The following is a 20,395-nucleotide window of genomic DNA, read 5'->3' on the forward strand; positions in this document are numbered from 1 at the left end:
CAAATCATAATTTGACATGAAAAATTTAAAATATATATTCTTAGCTTCTTCACTATTTTTATTTACGAATTGTAGCGATCCTGAAGATGTAGATTTGAACCCTATTGTTGAAGAGGAGGCAAAACCTGCATTGACTGCTGGTTCTGCTAATTTTTCCAAATATGTAGCTATAGGAAATTCATTTACTGCTGGTTTCACTGATAATGCATTATTTATTGCATCACAGCAAAATTCTTTTCCTAATCTATTGTCACAAAAATTTTCATTAGTTGGTGGCGGTAATTTTTCCCAACCATTAATGAATGATAATTTTGGAGGACTTTTATTAGGAGGAAGTCCTGTTTTACATCCATTAACTGGAAAAAATCTATTCGGTCCAAGACTCTATTTTTATAATGATTCCAATTCAGCATGCCCTGACTATACTGGGCCTGTTGTTCTTGGAATTGACCCTAATGATACCAATACACAGGTCTCTAGTTCTACAACAGATTTTTTATTAAATAATCCAACAGGGCCATTTAATAACATGGGTGTTCCTGGTGCAAAAAGTTTTCATTTATTAGCTCCAGGTTATGGAAGTTTGGCAAATGTTCCATTAGGGTTGGCAAATCCTTATTTTGTAAGAATGGCTTCAGAATCTAGCGCTAGCGTTTTAGGAGATGTTCTTGCACAATCACCAACCTTTTTTACACTTTGGGTTGGGATTAATGATGTTTTAGGTTATGCCCTTTCTGGCGGAGACGGATCTAGTGCGATCACCCCAATAGATGGAGCTCCGGGAGTTGGTTTCAATCAAACTTATGCTACCTTGATCGGAGCAGTAACGGCAGGTGGCGCACAAGGCGTTGTGGCAAATATTCCAGATGTAACAAGTATTCCACATTTTACGACGGTACCCTTTGATCCTTTAGACCCTAATGATGAATGTTTACAAGCATATACTAATCAAATACCAACTTTAAATGGGGTATTTGGTCAGTTGAATCAGGTGTTTGCTTTTTTGGAGAGTCAAGGAGTTCCAAACGCCACAGATCGACAAATTATTTTTTCAACAACTGAGGCAAGTGCGGTTGTGGTCAAAGATAAATCTTTAGATGATTTGTCGGCTCAAATTGCTGGAGTATTGAAGTTAAGTCCTGCGTTTCCTGCGTTTGTGCAATCATTTGGTTTGCCAGTTGAAGCCGCACCAGTGGTAGCTGATCTTTTTGGTTTTATTTACGGACAAGCAAGGCAAGCTACAGCTGGCGATTTGTTTGTATTGCCCAGTTCATCTATTATTGGTACTGTAAACACCAGTTCAGTAGCATTTTTAATGTCCCAAGGACTATCTCAAGCATTGGCTGGGCAATTTTCAGTAGAAGGGGTGTCTTTACCATTAGCAGATAAATGGGTTTTACTACCAAGTGAACAAGCAGAGATAGCAACAGCAACAAGTGTGTTTAATGCAACTATCGCAGCAAGTGCTACTCAGGCAGGTTTGGGTTTGGTAGACGCTAATAGTTTAATGAATAAATTAGCTAATGGAGGATTTACTAGTGGTAATTTTATCTTAACGTCTGCATTGGTTAGGGGTGGGGCATTTTCTTTAGATGGTGTTCATCCAACAGCTAGAGGATATGCTTTGATAGCTAATGAATTTATGAAAGCGATAGATGTTACTTATGGTTCAAATTTTGAAGCATCAGGTTCTTTATTGGATATAGGTGCCTATCCAACAAATTATTCTTCAACGCTTCAATAAAATGAAGTTAATTTAAACAGATATATAGCACCTTATTTAAGGTGCTTTTTAATGGAACTGATTTTAGTTTTTTATGTTTAAGTGAAAATTGGGCATTATTTGAAAGCTTTTATATGTTGTATAGCATAAGCTAAGAAAGGAGAAAAAGGTAATAAAGTGGTGGAATGGGAAGATTTTTTAGCAAATGGAAAAAGTATACATCAGTTCTTCTATAAAAATCAAAAAAAACAATTTCTTTTTAAAATGGAAAACATATCTTTGCAGCCTTAAAAACAAAGCGACAATTGCATTGTTTTTATTTTAAATGATAACAGTAAACCATAAATACTCAAGTAATGTCTAAAGTTACAGGTAAAGTTTCCCAAATCATCGGCCCGGTAGTTGATGTTGAATTTCAGTCCGGAGCGGACCTTCCCAGAATTTATGATTCTTTAGAAATCATCAACAAGGACGGTTCCAAATTAATCTTGGAAGTACAGTCCCACGTAGGTGAAAATACGGTAAGGACCATTTCTATGGATTCAACGGATGGATTAAGCAGAGGTGTTGCTGTTGAAGCAACAGGAAGCGCGATCCAGATGCCAATAGGTGATGCGGTTTACGGTCGTCTATTTAATGTAATTGGTGATGCTATAGATGGTCTTGGAGATTTGCCAAAAGCAGGAAAGGATGGACTTCCTATCCATAGAGATGCACCTAGATTTGAGGATTTATCTACTTCTACCGAAGTTTTGTTTACTGGGATTAAAGTAATCGATTTGATCGAGCCTTATGCAAAGGGTGGTAAAATTGGTTTGTTCGGTGGAGCGGGTGTTGGTAAAACAGTACTTATCCAGGAATTGATCAATAACATCGCAAAAGGACATGGTGGTCTTTCAGTATTCGCAGGAGTAGGTGAACGTACTCGTGAGGGTAACGATTTACTTCGTGAGATGTTGGAGTCCGGTATTATAAAATACGGAGATGATTTCTTGCATTCTATGGAAGAAGGCGGATGGGATTTATCCAAAGTTGATAAAAAAGTAATGAAAGATTCCAAAGCGACATTCGTTTTTGGACAAATGAACGAACCTCCTGGAGCACGTGCACGTGTTGCCTTGTCAGGATTAACTATTGCAGAATATTTCCGTGATGGTGCAGGTGAAGGTCAAGGAAAAGACGTTCTTTTCTTCGTAGATAACATTTTCCGTTTTACTCAGGCAGGTTCTGAGGTATCGGCATTATTGGGACGTATGCCATCAGCGGTAGGTTACCAACCAACTTTGGCAACAGAGATGGGTGCTATGCAAGAACGTATTACATCAACCAAAAGAGGTTCTATTACTTCTGTACAGGCGGTTTACGTACCTGCGGATGATTTAACGGATCCAGCACCGGCAACAACGTTTGCCCACTTGGATGCTACCACCGTATTGTCTCGTAAGATTGCGGAGTTGGGTATTTACCCAGCGGTGGATCCTTTGGATTCAACTTCAAGGATTTTGACAGCAGATATATTGGGGAAAGATCATTATGCTTGTGCTCAAAATGTAAAGGAGTTATTGCAACGCTATAAAGAACTTCAAGATATTATTGCCATCTTAGGTATGGAAGAATTATCTGAAGAGGATAAATTGGCAGTAGGTAGGGCTAGACGTGTACAACGTTTCCTTTCCCAGCCGTTCCACGTAGCAGAACAATTTACTGGTATCCCAGGAGTTTTGGTAGATATAAAGGAAACTATTAAAGGATTTAATATGATTATGGATGGGGAGTTAGATCACCTTCCAGAATCAGCCTTTAACCTTAAAGGCACCATTGAAGAAGCTATTGAAGCAGGAGAGAAAATGCTTGCCGAAGCCTAAACCAGTAAACAGTGGACAGTTTTAGTTGGTAAGAACAACTTAATTGAATATTGAAAACCGAATACTTGAAAAATATGTATCTAGAAATTGTATCACCAGAGGCTACTTTATTTGCCGGAGAAGTTACCGCAGTAACAGTTCCTGGAATTGATGGTGAATTTCAAATGTTGGACAATCACGCCCCTATTGTTTCCCTATTACAAGAAGGAAAGGTAAGGTTTAAAGGAAATATAGTGCTGGACGAAGCTTATGGAAATAAATTTTCCAAAGCTCCCAATGGCGATACTATCCTTGAAATTAGTAGTGGTACTGTTGAAATGAAGAAAAATAAAGTTATTGTATTGGCAGATTAACAAAGTTTAAAGCCTTTCACAAATAAACAAAAGCCATACAGAACGTATGGCTTTTGTCGTTTTATAGTAGATGTGTAAGAAGAAAATTATTATTTCAGAAGGAGTTAGGCCCATGTGGCAGACCATGGTGGCTGCAGGCTGCTTTACTTTAACCATTATTCTGATGGTCATGTTCTTTTTTGGTTATGAAATATTTCCTGAGGACGGAATGGATAACAGGTGGAATTTTGGGGTATTCTATATTGCCATTGCCTGTGCAGCCCAGGGAATTTTATTTTCAAGTGTAAAAAGTGTTTTCTTCGATTTGGAAAATCAAAAATATAAGGAAGAATATAAGGTGGGCCCAGTGGGCCTAGGTAGGTGGAAAGAACTTCCCAAAATAGAATACGTATCGGTTTTTAGACAATTAAAAGCAAATGGTTCCTATACCTATGAGGTAAATTTGTGGATGAAGGGGAATAGAAATTTTACCATTTATGAAACTGGGGAGTTGGCAACGACCTTTGCTATGGGCGAGAGCACCGCCAAGGCTTTAAAAGTGGATTTATTGGATGCTACGGTGCCCAATGATTTTAAGTGGGTAAATCTTTAGTATTCTTTATTCAATAATTATTTTTTTAGCTTCACAGTACGTTCTATTTTAGAACTTTGAACGGCAGCTTCCAGGATTTCCATGGTAATCATATTGTTTTCCAAGGAATAGGGGTCGTAAGAACCAAGGGTAGTTTCTCCTTTGATAATAGAGGCGAACAAGGCGAAGGGTTCGTCATAGGGCGCATCTCTTTCACCTAGCTTAAAGGCTTCTTCCTCAAAACCACCATAGCCTTCAGAAATTCTTACCTTCAAGTCATGTTTATTTTCGGCATAAATGGCTCCTTTTACGCCATAGATTTCCATATCCTTACGGCCAATGGGCCAATTCCATGAGGGTTCCAAAATGGCCATGGCAGTGTCATAGGTAAGTATTATGGTGGCATCATCATCAACTTTAAGGTTGTTTTCGGGCTGTAACTGCTGGGTGACAGCGGTCACCGAATTCGGTCTTTTGCCTTGTTGCAACCAGGTCATAAGGTTGGCCCCGTAACATCCAAAGTCCATTATGGCTCCACCGCCATTTAGTTTGGGGTCCGTTAGGAATTCCAAAAATTCTGCGCTTACTCCAATTTTTTTAGGTCCTTTATGTCCATCGCGTACAATCACCTTCCTAAGATCGCCAATAGCACCTTCATGGAGTAGTTCATAGGCTTTTACATTGGTAGGGTACCAGGAGGTTTCATAATTGGTGAGCAAATGAATTTTATGTTTTTTGGCCAGCGCCTCCATTTTTTTGGCGTGCTCCAAGCTTACCGCCAAGGGTTTTTCTACCATAACATGGATGCCTTTAGGGGCACAAGTTTCTACAATGGCCAGGTGATCGTATATATTGCCAAAGCCTGCCACTGCTTCAGGCTCAACGGCAGCAATCATTTCGTCCATGGTATTGAATACCATTGCCATAGGAAAACCGTGCTCGTCGGATAGGCGTTGTGCCAGATCACGATTGGTTTCCACTATTCCTACCATAACAATATCTCCCTTGGCTTCCCTACTTAAGATCCAGCCTACATGCCCATGGGTAAGGCCTACAACACCCAATTTTATTGGTTTTTCCTGTGCGAAGGTGCTCGTGAGCGTCAACAAAATAACACAAAGGGTTAGTATTAAGTAGTTTTTCATGGTTATATGTTTACATACAGACCACGGTAATATTGTTTACCGTGGTCTTTGAAAGATACTACATTTTTAAATATGAAATGTTTAACTGACAGAGGATAATTGACCGATAACCACCTCTACTACGGCCCCTTCGGTAGCCTTTTTGTGGGCTGCTATATGTGTACTGTTGTTATGTTTTTGCCAATGATCGTAACTAGTCCAATTTTCATAAAAGAAAAAACGATCGGGATTTTCATTGTCCTGGTGCAGATCGTAGTTTAGGCAGCCATCTTCTTTTAGCGTCGGTGGTATTAGTTTTAATAGGGCTTGTTTTACAAATTCCCTTTTATCTGGTTTGGCCAAAATACTGGCGGTGATGGTCAATTGCTTGTTGCTCATTTTTATTTTAAGTTTTATGCTTTAAATATACAAACTTCAGCTGGTCGTAGGATGGTGAATTCATGGTTGATTCTACTGCCCTTTAGAATTATTTAAATGGAAATTTAAGTGTTATGGTGTTATTGCTTATTCCAAGCAATTTTTATCGAATAGGCCCATGGTTAAAATTTCCCTTTTGCGTTATTCCTAGTGGCGTTCAACTTTTTACCTGGCATTTCTCCCCTTATGTTGTGAAACTCAGTTTTTATTAAACCGGCTTCTTTAAGATACCAATCTTTCGTGAGGTTTTCAGGGATGTTATCACCTGTATCCACCATCCATTCCGTCAATGTTTTTCTCAAAGCACTAAGGGTTTCCTTATATTCTGGTAATGATGCCACATTAAGCAATTGTAGGGGGTCTCTCTTGTAATCATAAAGCTCTTCATGTGGCCTGGGTACCATAAACACATCGGCTTGGATTGCTGAAAGCTCCCCTTTATCCCTTAATCCTTCCAATTCCCTAAATGAAGGACTGCCAACGGCATCTAAAGGACCGTTTTGTGGCTTCATGGGTCTAGAATTTAAAATGTACATATAATCTTTATTCCTTACCATGCGTTCGTGTGCTTCATAATCGTGCCAATTGTGTTCGGCATATATATAGTTGCGAAATGTATGTTCAGGTTCTATTAAAAGTAGATCGAAGCTAATTCCTTGAAATTGATCAGGATAGTCTATTCCTGCTATGGTCAATAGGGTTGGCGCAATATCCACGGCACTTACCAGACTATGGCTACTAAGACCTTTATTTTTTATTCCTTTCGGCCAATGCATGACAAATGGAGTTTTCATGCCCCGGTCATTAACCCTTGTTTTACTGTGGGGGAAGGGTCGTCCATTGTCCGACATAATAATTATCAGGGTATTGTCCAGCTCTTTTTGTGCTTTTAATTCCGTGACCACCTCTCCTATATAGAAGTCGAATCTTTTAATTTCGTCATAATATTTGGCCAAATCGGATTTGGTGCCAGTGCCATTGGACAAATAGAATGGAGGTTCCATTTCGTCGGGCCGGTGTGTTCCAGAAAATTTATTGGGTCCCCATTCCCTGTGGGCGTCATATGAGGCGAACCACATAAAAAATGATTTATTTTTTGGCCTTTCCTTTAGGGAAATTACCCAGCTTTCTTCACCCCCATCACCATTGTCCTTGTGCCCCTCGTACATCTTATCAAATCCACGTTTCGCATAAGGACCCATATGAAATTTTCCTGCTAGGACGGAATAGTAGTTGTTATTTCTTAATAATTCGGGAAAGGACATCATGTCCAAGGGGGGTGTGGTATGTAATTCGGCTGCTCCGGTATTATGGGGGTATCTACCCGTTATTATGGAATTTCTGCTGGGACTACATGAGCTTGCCGTTAAATAAAAATTATCAAATTTTAATCCGTCTTTTGCAAGTTGGTCAATATTCGGAGTTTTAACCTGTGTATTCCCGTAGCAGCCTAAATCGTCCCAGCTAACATCATCGGCAATAAAAACAATGATATTCAATTTTTCATTTTGGGAATGAACCGTGGAGTTGAAAGACAGATATAAAGTGACTAGAACAAATAATTGTTTCATATTTAGAAGTATGATTTAAACTCAACCTAAAAGAAGGGATTCAAGAGGTCTATTTTTGTGCATAGGGTTGTTAAAAATATATAAAAAGTATTAAATGGTTTAAAAGGTGTCAGGTTTTAGGGTTAATGTAAAGCCATTATACACTACTGTTGGACAATTGAGTCCGATTTTTTAAGTGTTTCCATTAAGCGGGTGCCAAGGTTATCTATATTCATACTATTTTTGTGCCCTGCTGAAATATTGGAGAGAATAATTACTCCATTTTTGTTTGCGATATCAAGTACTATATTGGATCTATAGCCCCCAGTTCCACCGCTATGCATAAACCTTATCCCGTGCTGGTTTCTAATAATGGCCCAGCCCAATCCCATGTCCGCTTTGTTGGCTTGCAGGTTAAAGGTAGGTTTTCTGGTCAATGCCAATACTGGGTTGGAATCAATGAATTGTGCTTGCGCAAATTGGGACAGGTCCGCTACAGAAGACAAAATTCCACCAGCCCCCATCAGTACATTTAAATCCCAGTTGGAAGTTTGGTTGCCATCGGCATCTAGCCCGCTAACCAATTTTTGCATAATACGGCTTCTGTCTGTTGTAGTACTGGCCATATCGTACTTCGTACATATTTTGGTCTGGAGTAGGCTTTCATAAGAGGTAGCATCTATTTCACTCAAAATAAAACCCAACAATCCAACGCCCAGATTTGAATATTCCGATTTTTCTCCTGGATTTTGGTTCAATTGAAGATCTTGGGTTAAATACTGTTTCAATTTATTCTCGTCATAATCTTTATATGGGTTCTCGTGATCTACGGAATCTGGAAGCAGGTTGGTGGGCAGTCTTGGTAGGCCAGAGGTATGATTGGACAACTGTTTAAATGTTATTTTCACATCACATTTAAGAGGCCATTCCAAATAATCGTTGATATTATCATCCAGGCCAAGTTGATTGTTCACTACCAAATCCGCCAATAAGGTCGCTGTAAATACTTTGGAAATAGAGCCAATTTCAAAAACCCCATCATGATTATCAACAGTGAAAATGGTATCGTTCTCACGCTTTACACCATAGAATTTAGTAGTCCCGTCCTTTATGATGGCAAAGGACAGTTGGGTATTGTTTGGGAAGTCTTTGGACTCTGCAAAAATGTTTTTGGATTGAATGTCCGATATGCTTTGATTGAAATCTTTTTGGCCATTTACTGCAACTTTTTCGTGGCTACATCCATAGGATATAATAAATAGCAATATGAGCGTAAGATACTTTATCATTATTTATATGGATTATCATAGTGGCCAATGATCTGAACGGTCATGGTCTATAATTTTTGGTTTTTATTGCTGATGGTACTTCGGCCCGCAGCTGTTTTACTTGTTCTTATAACCGTAAGATAGACCCACACTATAAAAAATACTTGCAAGGGTACTCTAAACCACAAATAGCTCAGGCTATTGCCGTTTTGTTCCCCGGTCTGATAGTTGATGTTTTCCATGGCTGCTTTAATATTGCCTGGAAGAATGAGGATAAAAAATATGAGGAGCAACCATGCCGTACGGACTTTTAGTTTTGGAATAAGCAATCCGATCGCAAATAGTATTTCTATGACTCCGGTGGCATATACCATTTCTTTTTTCATGGGGATAAAATCTGGCATCATGGCAATCATGCCTTCGGTATACATAAAATGCCCCAAGGAAGTAAACAATAACATAACGGCCATGGCAATTCGTCCGGCCAATGGCCATTGTATTTTTTTTGAGCGCAGATAAAGTACGAACAGTGCTATTAAAAACGAAACTAGGAGTACGATCAGAGGTTTCATCTCACTTGGTTTATGTTGGTTTAAATATTGAATCTAAAAACTGTAGATTAAAAAAAGGAACATTTATAAATGGCCAAATTTTCAAATTAAACATGTTGGTCAATTAGAATTTGGTTGCCATCGGGATCGGTGAGCATAATGCTTGCAGGTCCTGTCGTTTTTTCGTCAGCTTCTTGTTCCAACTTTAGGTTATTGTTTTTTAAATGGGTTTGAATCTTTCTAACATCATCAAAGGAGTTGAGGGCAGTGGCATTCTCGTCCCAACCCGGATTAAAGGCAAGAATGTTCTTAAGAAACATATCTTGGAACAATCCAACGAGGGCGTTGCCATTTTTCATGATCAGATAATTCATTTTTAGGTCTCCCGCAAATAAGGAGAATCCCAGTTTCTCGTAAAATTCTTTGGAAACGTTTAAATCCTTCATGGCTAAACTAATAGAAAAGGCCCCTAGTTTCATAATTGTTTTTATTGGCTATTTAAACTATACAACAATTCGTTTAAGATGTGTCCGGGGGAAGGTGGTAGGAAATTGCCGACTATACTAAGATAGTTATTTTTAGGGATTTCTCGTAGGACGATTTCGAAGGGAACAATTGTTAATCGAGGAGATTTTGAGCTAGTCTGCCCAAGTTCATTACTATCCTTAGAAATGTGCTGTTTTAACTTGGGGGCCCAGTGTGAACTTGAGAATTTAAGAGTTAAATTTTCAACAGTTAACAAGTTTTTTTAACAATATTTTCACTTATATTAACAAAACTTTAGTAAATTTTATATATTTGCAATGTAAGTGTTATTCTTACGGTTATTGATATGTTGAAATAGAATTAAAGTTGGACTAGGAGGATTTTAATTTTATTATTCGATTTGGAATAGAAAAATTTCCACAAACATTTTTGAAATATTACTCTGATTTAGGGAATCATTAAAAAGATTGTTTAGAAGTTCTACATGCCAAATTCTAAAAGTAACTATGTTGATGTACTGTAAAGTGCCGCTTATATTAACTAACTAACTTAACATTTGACATTATGGAGAAAAAAACTTGGTTTTCTGTCCAAACAGAAATCATTCAAAGAAGGAAGCTCACAATGAAGCTTTCGGTTTTGATGTTTGCCATGGCATTGTGCAGTGTACAGGCATTTGCAAATCTTAAAACCGAAGCGATTAATTCTGTATCGGTTCAACAAACCATTTCTGGAGTGGTATCCGACGCTAACGGACCATTGCCTGGAGCTAGTATTGTAGTCAAAGGGACCACTAATGGTACCCAAACCGATTTTGACGGTAACTATACCTTATCTGGTGTAGCCAACAATGCAGTACTGTTATTTAGCTACATTGGTTATAAAACGCAGGAAGTGCCTGTGAATGGTCAATCCACGGTAAGTATTACCTTGGAAGAAGATGCCAGTCAGCTGGAAGAAGTGGTTGTAGTGGGTTATGGTGTGCAGAAAAAGGCCACTTTAACTGGATCTGTAGCTACGGTAGACGGAGATGCACTTGAAAAATCTTCTTCACCCAACTTGGGGACGGCACTGGCCGGTAAGGTTGCCGGGTTGTATATAGATACTGGTAATGCGGCTCCCGGTGCAGAAAATACCGGAATAAGGGTACGTGGTACCAATACCTTTAATAACTCTTCCGCCTTGGTGGTGATTGATGGTATCCCTGATAGAGCCGGGGGTATTACGAGGATTAATCCTGCGGATATTGAAAGTATTTCGGTTCTTAAGGATGCTTCTGCGGCCATTTATGGAGCTAGGGCTGCGAACGGCGTTATCCTGGTAACTACCAAGCGTGGTAAGGTAGGTGCGCCAGAAGTAAAGATTACAAGTAATTACGGTTTACAAAACTTCACTACAACACCGGATATGTTGAAAGGTGCGGAATATATGGATTTAGTAAACCTTCTAAATGTATATAAGCTTCCTACAGCTGAGTGGGCAAATGCCAACGCAGTTAGGGGAACGCCTTTTACCCGTCCAAATGGAGAGGTTTTAAATCCAACCTATCCCACGGATAGAATCCAAAATACTGCTGCGGGTAATGACCCATGGTTATATCCGGATACGGATTGGATGAAGGAAGTAACCACTAGGGGGGCTCCTATTCAGCGCCAAAATTTACAAGTTTCAGGAGGTACGGAGCATGTTAGATATCTTGCATCTTTGGGCCACTTGAGGCAAGATGTAAACTTTAAGAATGCACCTAAAGGATACACCCAATACGACCTTAGACTTAATCTTGATGCAACTATCAATGATTATTTAAGTATGAATGTGGGGCTGTATTCTCGACAAGAAGAGAATTATACGTCTACCAATTCACCCAGTGGTGTGTTTAATGATTTGGTAAGGCAATATCCTTGGTTCCCGGCATACTGGCCTACTGGTGAATTTGGACCAGATATTGAAAACGGAAACAACCCGGCCATTAGGGTCACTGATCTACCTGGTTACACGAACAGAAGTACTAATTTTGTTCAGAGCAATATAGGGCTTACTTTTAAGGTTCCAGGAGTAGAAGGTCTGCAATTGATGACTACTATTTCTTATGACAAAATGAATTTTGATTATAAGCAATGGCAAAGACCATGGAAGTTATATACATGGGATGGGGTTAATAGAAATTCTTCTGGTCTTACAGCTGCCCAACGTGGTCCTGGTGACCCTAGTTTGAATCAACAGCATACCACATTAACGGATTTTACTGCTTCTTTAAATGCTTCCTATGAAAAAGAATTTGGGAATCATTACTTCAAATTGCTTGGAGGGGTTACCCGTGAGGAGTCAGAACAAAGTTTCTTTGGTGCATTTAGAAGGTTTTTCCTTTCCAGTGATCTTGCACAATTGGACCTAGGTGGTAATGAAGGGCAAAATAGCTTTGGTAGTGGTTATGAGACTGCTCGTTTAAACTATTATGGCCGTCTAAATTACACCTATAAGGATAAGTATTTATTGGAGGGTCTATTTAGATATGACGGTTCTTACCTATTTCCTAAAAACAATCGTTTTGGGTTTTTTCCAGGAGTATCCGCAGGTTGGGTAGTTTCGGAGGAATCCTTCTTTAAAGAGGGCTTGCCATTTATTAATTTCTTGAAGTTCAGAGGTTCTTGGGGTGAGTTGGGTAATGATAATGTGGAACCTTTTCAGTATATTGCATCATACGAGTTGTCAGCTACAGGTTTAGGGCCTGTATATACAACGGCGTATGAGAGCAAAGTAGCGAACCCGAATATTTCTTGGGAAACCGCCACATCAAGAAACGCAGGTTTCGATTTAAGAACGTTGAACAATAAGTTAACGATTGGTTTCGATATCTATAAAAACTCAAGAACGGACATTTTGACAACTCCTTTGAAAACGTTGCCAGAATATAGCGGTATTGCTGCACCGGCAATAAATATTGGGGAGTTTGAAAATACTGGTTATGAAATTACCATGGGCCTAAGAGGCGGGAATGATTCTGGTTTCGATTATAGCATGACGTTTAACTTCAGTGATTCTGATAACAAATTGATTTTCTTTGATGAACCGGATTTGGCGGACCGCCCTTGGCAACGTGAAACTGGTGGGGAGATTGGAAGGCCACTTCGTTATAAATTCGACGGAGTTTTTCGTTCCCAAGGTGAAATTGATTCTGAATCCTTGGATTATAGTGGGGTAACACCCGCCCTTAAACCGGGAGATGCCAGAGTATTGGATATAAGTGGTGACGGGAAAATTGGTCCCGAGGACAGAACTAGGGTAGGGGGAAGTGCTTTTGCAGATACCCAATTTGGATGGAATACTGCCATAAATTATAAAAACTTGGACTTTAATATGTATTGGACAGGTTCGGCAGGAGGTTATAATACCTACGAATGGAGTTTTATGTCGGGTACCCTTGCCAACGTGCAACGAGATGTTCGTGATCGTGCTTGGTCTATTGACAATCCTAATGCTTATGGCCCAAGATTGGCGGATCGTGGAGATCAATGGTATTCTGGTCAAACGGATGCCTTTCTTATAACTAGGGATTTCTTCAGGTTAAAAACCTTGGAGTTAGGTTATAGTTTGGATAAAGACCTTATAAGTCAAATTGGAGTAAAAAGTTTACGTATTTCTGTATCAGGTACCAACTTGATTACGATTACAGACTTTCCTTTTGATCCAGAGGTGACCCAAGGTGGTGTAAATGTAGGTAGTACTAGAGATGCCAGTGGTGGAGCGGTCAATAATGGTGGTGCATACCCCATGTTGAGAACAATAATGACTGGATTGCAAATAACTTTTTAAAAAAAATACTGAAATGAAGAAGAATATTTTAAAAATCACAGCCTTTTTGGCCTTCGGATTTCTGCTTGTAGGTTGTAACGAGGATTTCCTGGAAACTAGCCCACTAGGTGAAGTAGCAGAAAGCAGTGTATGGTCAGATTCAAAACTTGCCGAGGCAGCTGTTTTGGATTTGTACCAAGGAACATGGGCGGGTACGCTTACCCGTGAGGAAACTACTGATGCCTTTACCGACCAGGCTGTTTTTACACATCCAGGTAGGGGTGTAGATGGTTACACGGAAGGTAAAATGAACCCGGCAGGTAACTTTATGGACATGCAGTGGTTTAGTTGGCCACAATTATACCCATTTATTCGTAGTGCAAATGTCGCTATTCAAAAGCTTACCCTTAATGAGGCGGCGATGGATGCGGCTACGGTAAACCGTTTACTTGGGGATGCTTATTTTATGAGAGGGTATTATTACACCCAATTGATGAGACAATTCGGAGGCGTGGTATTGCTTACCGAGCCTTTAACGTTGGATAGTGAAGCCAATAACCCAAGAGGTACTTTTGCAGAAACGGTAAATCTGATTTTGTCGGATTTGGACCAGGCAATCGATTTGTTGGAAGATGCACCTAGAGATCCTGCAAGGGCGGATAAGATTACCGCTTTGGCAATGAAGTCTAGAGTTTTGACCCATGTTGCTAGTGACCTGTACGAGCCCTCTAAAAATTCAGGGGTTTCTACTATAGCAGCCTATAGCAATCCTGAATTGATCGGGTGGACAAGTGGTTCTCAATTACAACGTTGGGAGGCAGCTAAAGTGGCCTCCAAAGCATTGTTGGATGCAACTACAGGATATAAATTGGACTATACATCGCCAGCTTCACAAGCAGAGGCTATCCAAAATTATGAGGATATATGGCTTCAAGGAGATGAAAACCAAGATTTTATTTGGGGAAGATTGGTTGAGGAATTTGGATTTGGTTCCAGAACGTATCCTGGTGGAGACGGATGGTCCCAAGGACCTGGAATGGTAGCCTTATATCATGGTCCTAACGGATATCATGAATGGGCGGGAACGACCCCAACAGAGGCTTTGGTTTCTAAATATGATTTTGCCGATGGTACCAAGTTCGATTGGAACAATCCCGCACATGCAGCAGCACCCTATGAGAATCGTGAGGCTCGTTTTTATTCCACTTTCCTTTATGATGGTGGTGCATGGAAGCCTAGGACAGATGATGTGGTTAAATTTGATAAATTCAATGAAATCCAGACTGGTTATTATACTTTGTCCAATGGTACCATTATAAATGGAGTGGATACTCGTCAAGGGCCTATTGAGGATTGGAACGGTTCCAGGACAGGTTACTATTTTAGAAAATTTGCAGATCCAAGGCAACCAGCTTCATGGCCCAACGATCTTCAAAAAGTGGATGCTCCATACATTAGATATACCGAGGTATTGTTGAACTATGTGGAGGCCAATATAAATACGAATGCTGAAGGGGAAGCCATAACTTGGTTGAACAAGCTTCGATTTAGAAATGGTCTGCCGGCAGTAACTGCATCCGGTTCTACACTACTGGAACTTTATAAAAGGGAGCGTGATAAGGAATTGGTCAATGAAGATGCCAGGCTCTTTGATATGAAGCGATGGCTAGAAGGCCCCCAATCCTTGAACAAACAAGTACAGCAAATCCTAATTCAGGCTACACAAAAACCAGGCACTATTGTTACTGACTATAGAAAGGATACATCTTCTTTTAATTATCTTTATAGGCCAACAGATATTGTTTTTGAAAATAGACTTTGGCAAGACCATGTTTATTTTATGCCCATAAAACAAGAAGAGATCGACAAGGATCCTTCTATAATCCAGAATCCTGGATATAATTAATTACAAATATTAATTAACATTAAATTTGAATAACCCTTAGCACATATGTGCGGGGTTATTCTTATTTTAGGGATGTTATGTCAATACCGATTTATGATGCAAAGATTTAGTTATTTTATTTTTTTGGCACTGTCATTATTATCATGTGAACCAAAGTCAACGCAATTATTCACCAAGCTTGATGCCACCAAGACAGGAGTGGACTTTAAAAATAAACTCACAGAAACTCATACCTATAACTACTTTACTTATCCCTACATGTATCTTGGAGGAGGAGTTTCAATTGGAGATGTGAACAATGATGGTCTAGAGGATGTTTTTTTTACCGGTAATATGGTGGCCAATAGACTCTATTTGAACAAGGGCAATCTAAAATTCGAGGATATTTCGGAAAGTGCGGGAATAACCGGTGATGATCGCTGGTATTCCGGGACGACCTTTGTAGATATCAATCAAGATGGCTATTTGGATATCTATTGCTCCGTAGGCGGAAAAAATGGTCCCAACAATAATGTGCTCTACATTAATAACCAAGACAATACGTTTACCGAAAAAGCGGCAGAATACGGAATAGATTGTGACGGCATAAGCATGCAATCTACTTTTTTTGATTATGATAAAGATGGGGACCTAGATCTGTACGTAATTAATTATCCACCAACTAGTTTTACGGCTCCTGTGGAATACTACCAATATATGTTGGATAATCATGACATAAAGGATTCCGATAGGCTCTATCGAAACGATAATGGGCAATTTACCGATGTAACCGTAGCGGCAGGTTTAAGTTCCTTTGGTCTAAGTTTGGGAGTTGTGGCCTCTGATGTTAATGATGATGGTTACACTGATATTTTTGTTTCTAACGATTTTAATGCACCCGACTTTTTATTTATTAACAATCAGGACGGTACGTTCACCAACCAAATCAATACAAGTTTACAACAGACATCATTTTTTGGGATGGGCGTGGATATTGCCGATTTCAATAACGACGGGCTAATGGATATCTTTCAATTGGATATGTCCGCAGAGGATAACTTCCGCTCCAAGGCCAATATGTCATCCATGGATCCCGCTGCATTTTATAAATCCGTAAATGTTGGTCTACACCGTCAATACATGCAAAATTCACTTCAAATGAATAACGGAAATGAAACGGGTGAGCTTCCTTTATTCAGTAATGTCTCCCGCTTGGCAGGGGTTTCATCCACGGATTGGAGTTGGGGAGGTCTCATGGCGGATTTTGATAATGACGGGTGGAAGGATATCTTTGTTACCAATGGCATTCGCCGAGATGTGAACAACAAGGATTTTTATGCAAAATATAGGGAGTTTTTCAATAAAATGGAAAAAGACCCCAATTATAAAAACAAGGAGGAAGAGGTTGGGCTATTAAAATATTTGGAAGAATTGCCATCAGAAAAATTGAACAATTATATATTTCACAACAACAAGGACCTAACTTTTACTAAGAAAACAGAGGAATGGGGCTTTGAAGAAAAGACCTTTTCCAACGGAGTGGCCTATTCCGACCTGGATAATGATGGGGATTTGGACCTGGTAATCAATAATTTGGAAGATACGGCAAGTATCTATCGCAACAATTCTACTGGCAGTAACCAATTGACTTTGGAACTTAAAGGGCAAGGGAAGGTTTTACCCAATGGAAGTAAGGTTTTTCTATTTACATCAGAGGGGTTACAGGTTCAGGAGTACAATACGGTTAGAGGCTATTTGTCCTCCGTTTCGCCATTACTTCATTTTGGGCTTGGATCAGTGCAGCAGGTGGACAGTGTCGTGGTGGCATGGTCCAATGGATCAACTACCAAGCTTGATCAAATAAAGGCGAATCAAAGGCTTACCATAAACTATGACAATACTAAACTGGTAGGTTCCCATAAATCTCAGAATAGGACTATAAAGCTATTTGAAACCATTGATACCCCGGATATATTTAAGCACAATGAAAATATTTTCAACGATTTTGAGGTGGAAGTGTTATTGCCCCACAAGAATTCTACCTTGGGACCATCATTGGCTACTGGGGATTTAAATGGAGATGGACTGGACGATTATATTGTTGGGGGAGCTGTAGGGCAGCCTGTATCGGTGTTTTTACAAGGTAAAGATGGCAAATTTTCTGAATTGGTCGTTCCGGATTTGGCTAATGATAAATATTACGAAGACCTTGGAATATTAATTTTTGATGCTGATAAGGATGGGGACAATGATTTTTATATTGCCAGTGGTGGTAACGAGTTTAAGCCTAATTCTCAGGGATACGAGGATCGTTTTTATGAGAACATGGGGGATAATAAATTCAAACGTAATAAGGAGGCCATTCCGGACACCAAAATTAGTGGACTAAATGTTTCTGCCGCGGATTTTGATAAGGATGGTGATTTGGACCTATTCATTGGAGGTAGGCTTGTTCCTAAGAAATATCCCTACCCGGCGGATTCCTATATATTGGAAAATGTAAGTACGCCAGAGGGAGTAAAATTCGTTGATGCTACCGAAAAAGTACTTCCAGGCCTAAAATCTTTGGGACTAGTAACCTCTTCCAGTTGGGTTGATTTTGATAATGACGGTTGGGAAGATCTGGTAATTGTTGGCGAGTGGATGCCTATAAAATTCTTTAAGAATGTAAAAGGCATTTTCGAAGATGTATCGGACCAACTGCTACAAGGCAATACTTCTGGCTGGTGGTTCTCTGTTGAGAAGGGAGACTTTGACAATGATGGGGACCAAGATTTGGTAGTAGGCAACCTAGGAAAAAATTATAAGTACCAAGCCAGTGACAAATCGCCCTTTAAAGTGTATTTGAATGATTTTGACAGTAATGAAACCTCGGATATAGTACTTAGTTATAAAAAGGGAGAGAAAGAATTTCCATTGCGTGGACGCCAATGTTCTTCCCAACAAATGCCAGCAATTAAGGTAAAGTTCCAAGATTACAATTCGTTCGCAAGCGCAACATTGAATCAAATTTATACCGATAAATTATTGGAGGAATCATTGAGCTATGAAATTACCTCGTTTGCAAGTGTATATCTCGAGAACAATAATGGAAAGTTTACTGCAAAACAATTGCCCCAGATGGCACAAATTTCCAGTATAAACAAATTCATAGTGAACGACGTTAACAAAGATGGTAATTTGGACGTTGTTTTGGCGGGGAATTTATATAATTCCGAAGTAGAAACCCCTAGGAACGACTCCAGTTTTGGACTCTTCCTCCAAGGGGACGGTAGAGGAAATTTTGTGCCGAAAACAATGAAGGAGTCCGGTTTGAAAATTGTAGGGGATGTTCGCGGAATGGAACTGTTATCTGTAAAAGGACAAAAACATATTCTGGTAGCCAAAAATGATGATTTTATGCAAATGATAAAAGTGAATTAATTGGGTAACATTAAAATTAAAACCGGCACTATTAATTAGTGTTGGGCATTCAGGATACAAAAGAAAGGTATAGGGGTTCATATGGCTAAAATGGATAAGAAGTTCTTTGCGAATAGCGTAATGGTTATAATGCTATTGGGCCTTGCCACTTTTGTTCACTATTGTAAAAATGTGAAAACCGAATCTGATTATTACAACCCTGAAGTTTTGGCGACTCATGACAATGGGGAACATTTTGTAGGTTCTGAAACGTGTAAGGAGTGTCATGCCGATATTTATAAGACCCATTTGAAGACGGCCCATTATAACACCGGTGCTATGGCTGATTCTACCAATATTAAGGGTAGTTTCAAGCTTGGGTCTAACATATTGGATCTTAAGGATGTGGAGTTTATTATGTCGGCAGTAGGGGATGATTTTTATCAGCATACCAGAATTAAAAATAGGAGTACGGAAATTTCGCCATCAAAATTTGATATTGTAATTGGATCGGGTGTCAGGGGGCAGTCCTATCTTACTTGGGAAAATGACGATTTATATCAATTGCAAGCTTCGTATTATACACCAACGGACAATTGGGTTAACAGTCCTGGATATCCTACTTATTACGATGAACTAAGACCCATCCGTGATGCCTGTCTAAAATGCCATATTACCTTTTCCAAAGTCGTGGAACTCTCACCAAAGGGAAACCGCTATGACAAGACGGAAATGATTTATGGGATAGATTGCGAAAAATGCCATGGACCGTCTGCTAAGCATGTTATATACCATAGAGAGAATCCTGAGGCAATTGAGTCTGAATTTACCTTAATAATCGAGGGTCTTGCCCGCCAACAACGTTTAGATCTATGTGCCCAATGTCATTCTGGACCAAGAAATATCGTGGTTAAAGGCAATTCATTTTCCTATGCTACGGGTGAAGATCTTAATAAATATTCCAAAAATGTTGATAATGGCAACTCCGAGGTTAAATTGGACGTTCACGGAAACCAGTATGGGCTGCTAACCAGAAGTGAATGTTTCAAACAAACTACTACAATGGATTGTAGTACCTGTCACGACCCCCATAGCAATGAGAGAGGGAATACCTCCCATTTTAATAGTAAATGTATAAGCTGTCATAGTGATAGGGCAATGGTTTGTTCCAATGAAACCCAGGACACCCATATAATGGAAAATAATTGTATTACTTGTCATATGCCAACCACCCCTTCCCAAGCTATGATGGTACAATTAACTAAGGATAGTCTTGAAACCTCATTTAATATAAGGACTCATTTAATAGCCATCTATGACAAGGAGTTATGGCGTGATTGATCAATAAGAAGATTTTGTTTTCCAAATCAGTTAATATAAAGTTGTA

General features: G+C 39.4%; 14 protein-coding genes. 8 read left to right on the forward strand and 6 right to left on the reverse strand.

Going from position 1 to position 20,395, the window contains the following annotated elements; all coding sequences use genetic code 11:
• Positions 1-16 precede the first annotated feature (16 nt).
• The 4 genes from CWD90_RS07110 to CWD90_RS07125 all read left to right on the forward strand — a co-directional run bounded on the left by CWD90_RS07110 (position 17) and on the right by CWD90_RS07125 (position 4,533).
• On the forward strand, positions 17-1,744 hold the full coding sequence (locus CWD90_RS07110) for an SGNH/GDSL hydrolase family protein (RefSeq protein ID WP_103475247.1): 1,728 nt from the start codon (positions 17-19) through the stop codon (positions 1,742-1,744).
• A 335-nt stretch (positions 1,745-2,079) separates the two neighbouring features.
• Positions 2,080-3,588, forward strand: coding sequence for a F0F1 ATP synthase subunit beta (atpD, locus tag CWD90_RS07115; RefSeq protein ID WP_103475248.1), 1,509 nt, complete (start codon positions 2,080-2,082; stop codon positions 3,586-3,588).
• 74 nt (positions 3,589-3,662) lie between these two features.
• Positions 3,663-3,941, forward strand: coding sequence for a F0F1 ATP synthase subunit epsilon (locus tag CWD90_RS07120; protein WP_103475249.1), 279 nt, complete (start codon positions 3,663-3,665; stop codon positions 3,939-3,941).
• 70 nt (positions 3,942-4,011) lie between these two features.
• Positions 4,012-4,533 carry a hypothetical protein gene (locus tag CWD90_RS07125; protein ID WP_103475250.1) on the forward strand — a complete coding sequence of 174 codons (522 nt, stop codon included), beginning with the start codon at positions 4,012-4,014 and terminating at the stop codon, positions 4,531-4,533.
• A gap of 17 nt (positions 4,534-4,550) precedes the next feature.
• On the opposite strand, the gene CWD90_RS07130 is transcribed toward CWD90_RS07125, so the two are convergent.
• The 6 genes from CWD90_RS07130 to CWD90_RS07155 form a co-directional block, all read right to left on the reverse strand.
• On the reverse strand, positions 4,551-5,657 hold the full coding sequence (locus CWD90_RS07130) for a Gfo/Idh/MocA family protein (protein WP_103475251.1): 1,107 nt from the start codon (positions 5,655-5,657) through the stop codon (positions 4,551-4,553).
• Positions 5,658-5,738: 81 nt separating this feature from the next.
• Positions 5,739-6,035 carry a putative quinol monooxygenase gene (locus tag CWD90_RS07135; protein ID WP_103475252.1) on the reverse strand — a complete coding sequence of 99 codons (297 nt, stop codon included), beginning with the start codon at positions 6,033-6,035 and terminating at the stop codon, positions 5,739-5,741.
• Between the two features lie 161 nt (positions 6,036-6,196).
• A complete protein-coding gene (locus CWD90_RS07140; protein WP_103475253.1) occupies positions 6,197-7,645 on the reverse strand; it encodes a sulfatase family protein in 1,449 nt (482 codons plus the stop codon).
• Positions 7,646-7,788: 143 nt separating this feature from the next.
• Positions 7,789-8,913: a serine hydrolase domain-containing protein gene (locus CWD90_RS07145; protein WP_103475254.1), complete on the reverse strand. Its 1,125-nt coding sequence runs from the start codon at positions 8,911-8,913 to the stop codon at positions 7,789-7,791.
• Positions 8,914-8,960: 47 nt separating this feature from the next.
• On the reverse strand, positions 8,961-9,464 hold the full coding sequence (locus CWD90_RS07150) for a DoxX family protein (RefSeq protein WP_103475255.1): 504 nt from the start codon (positions 9,462-9,464) through the stop codon (positions 8,961-8,963).
• An 86-nt stretch (positions 9,465-9,550) separates the two neighbouring features.
• Complete coding sequence (locus tag CWD90_RS07155) at positions 9,551-9,922, reverse strand: VOC family protein (RefSeq protein ID WP_103475256.1); 372 nt, start codon at positions 9,920-9,922, stop codon at positions 9,551-9,553.
• Positions 9,923-10,493: 571 nt separating this feature from the next.
• On the opposite strand from CWD90_RS07155, the gene CWD90_RS07160 reads away from it, so the two are divergent.
• The 4 genes from CWD90_RS07160 to CWD90_RS07175 all read left to right on the forward strand — a co-directional run bounded on the left by CWD90_RS07160 (position 10,494) and on the right by CWD90_RS07175 (position 20,349).
• A complete protein-coding gene (locus CWD90_RS07160; protein ID WP_239986480.1) occupies positions 10,494-13,742 on the forward strand; it encodes a SusC/RagA family TonB-linked outer membrane protein in 3,249 nt (1,082 codons plus the stop codon).
• A gap of 13 nt (positions 13,743-13,755) precedes the next feature.
• Positions 13,756-15,627 (forward strand): RagB/SusD family nutrient uptake outer membrane protein, encoded by a 1,872-nt coding sequence (locus tag CWD90_RS07165; protein WP_103475257.1) that lies wholly within the window; start codon positions 13,756-13,758, stop codon positions 15,625-15,627.
• A gap of 93 nt (positions 15,628-15,720) precedes the next feature.
• On the forward strand, positions 15,721-19,029 hold the full coding sequence (locus tag CWD90_RS07170) for a VCBS repeat-containing protein (protein WP_239986481.1): 3,309 nt from the start codon (positions 15,721-15,723) through the stop codon (positions 19,027-19,029).
• Between the two features lie 90 nt (positions 19,030-19,119).
• Complete coding sequence (locus CWD90_RS07175; protein ID WP_157941173.1) at positions 19,120-20,349, forward strand: multiheme c-type cytochrome; 1,230 nt, start codon at positions 19,120-19,122, stop codon at positions 20,347-20,349.
• The last annotated feature ends 46 nt before the right edge of the window (positions 20,350-20,395 follow it).

The sequence above is a fragment of the Arenibacter catalasegens genome (assembly GCF_002909235.1).
GTDB lineage: Bacteria > Bacteroidota > Bacteroidia > Flavobacteriales > Flavobacteriaceae > Arenibacter > Arenibacter catalasegens.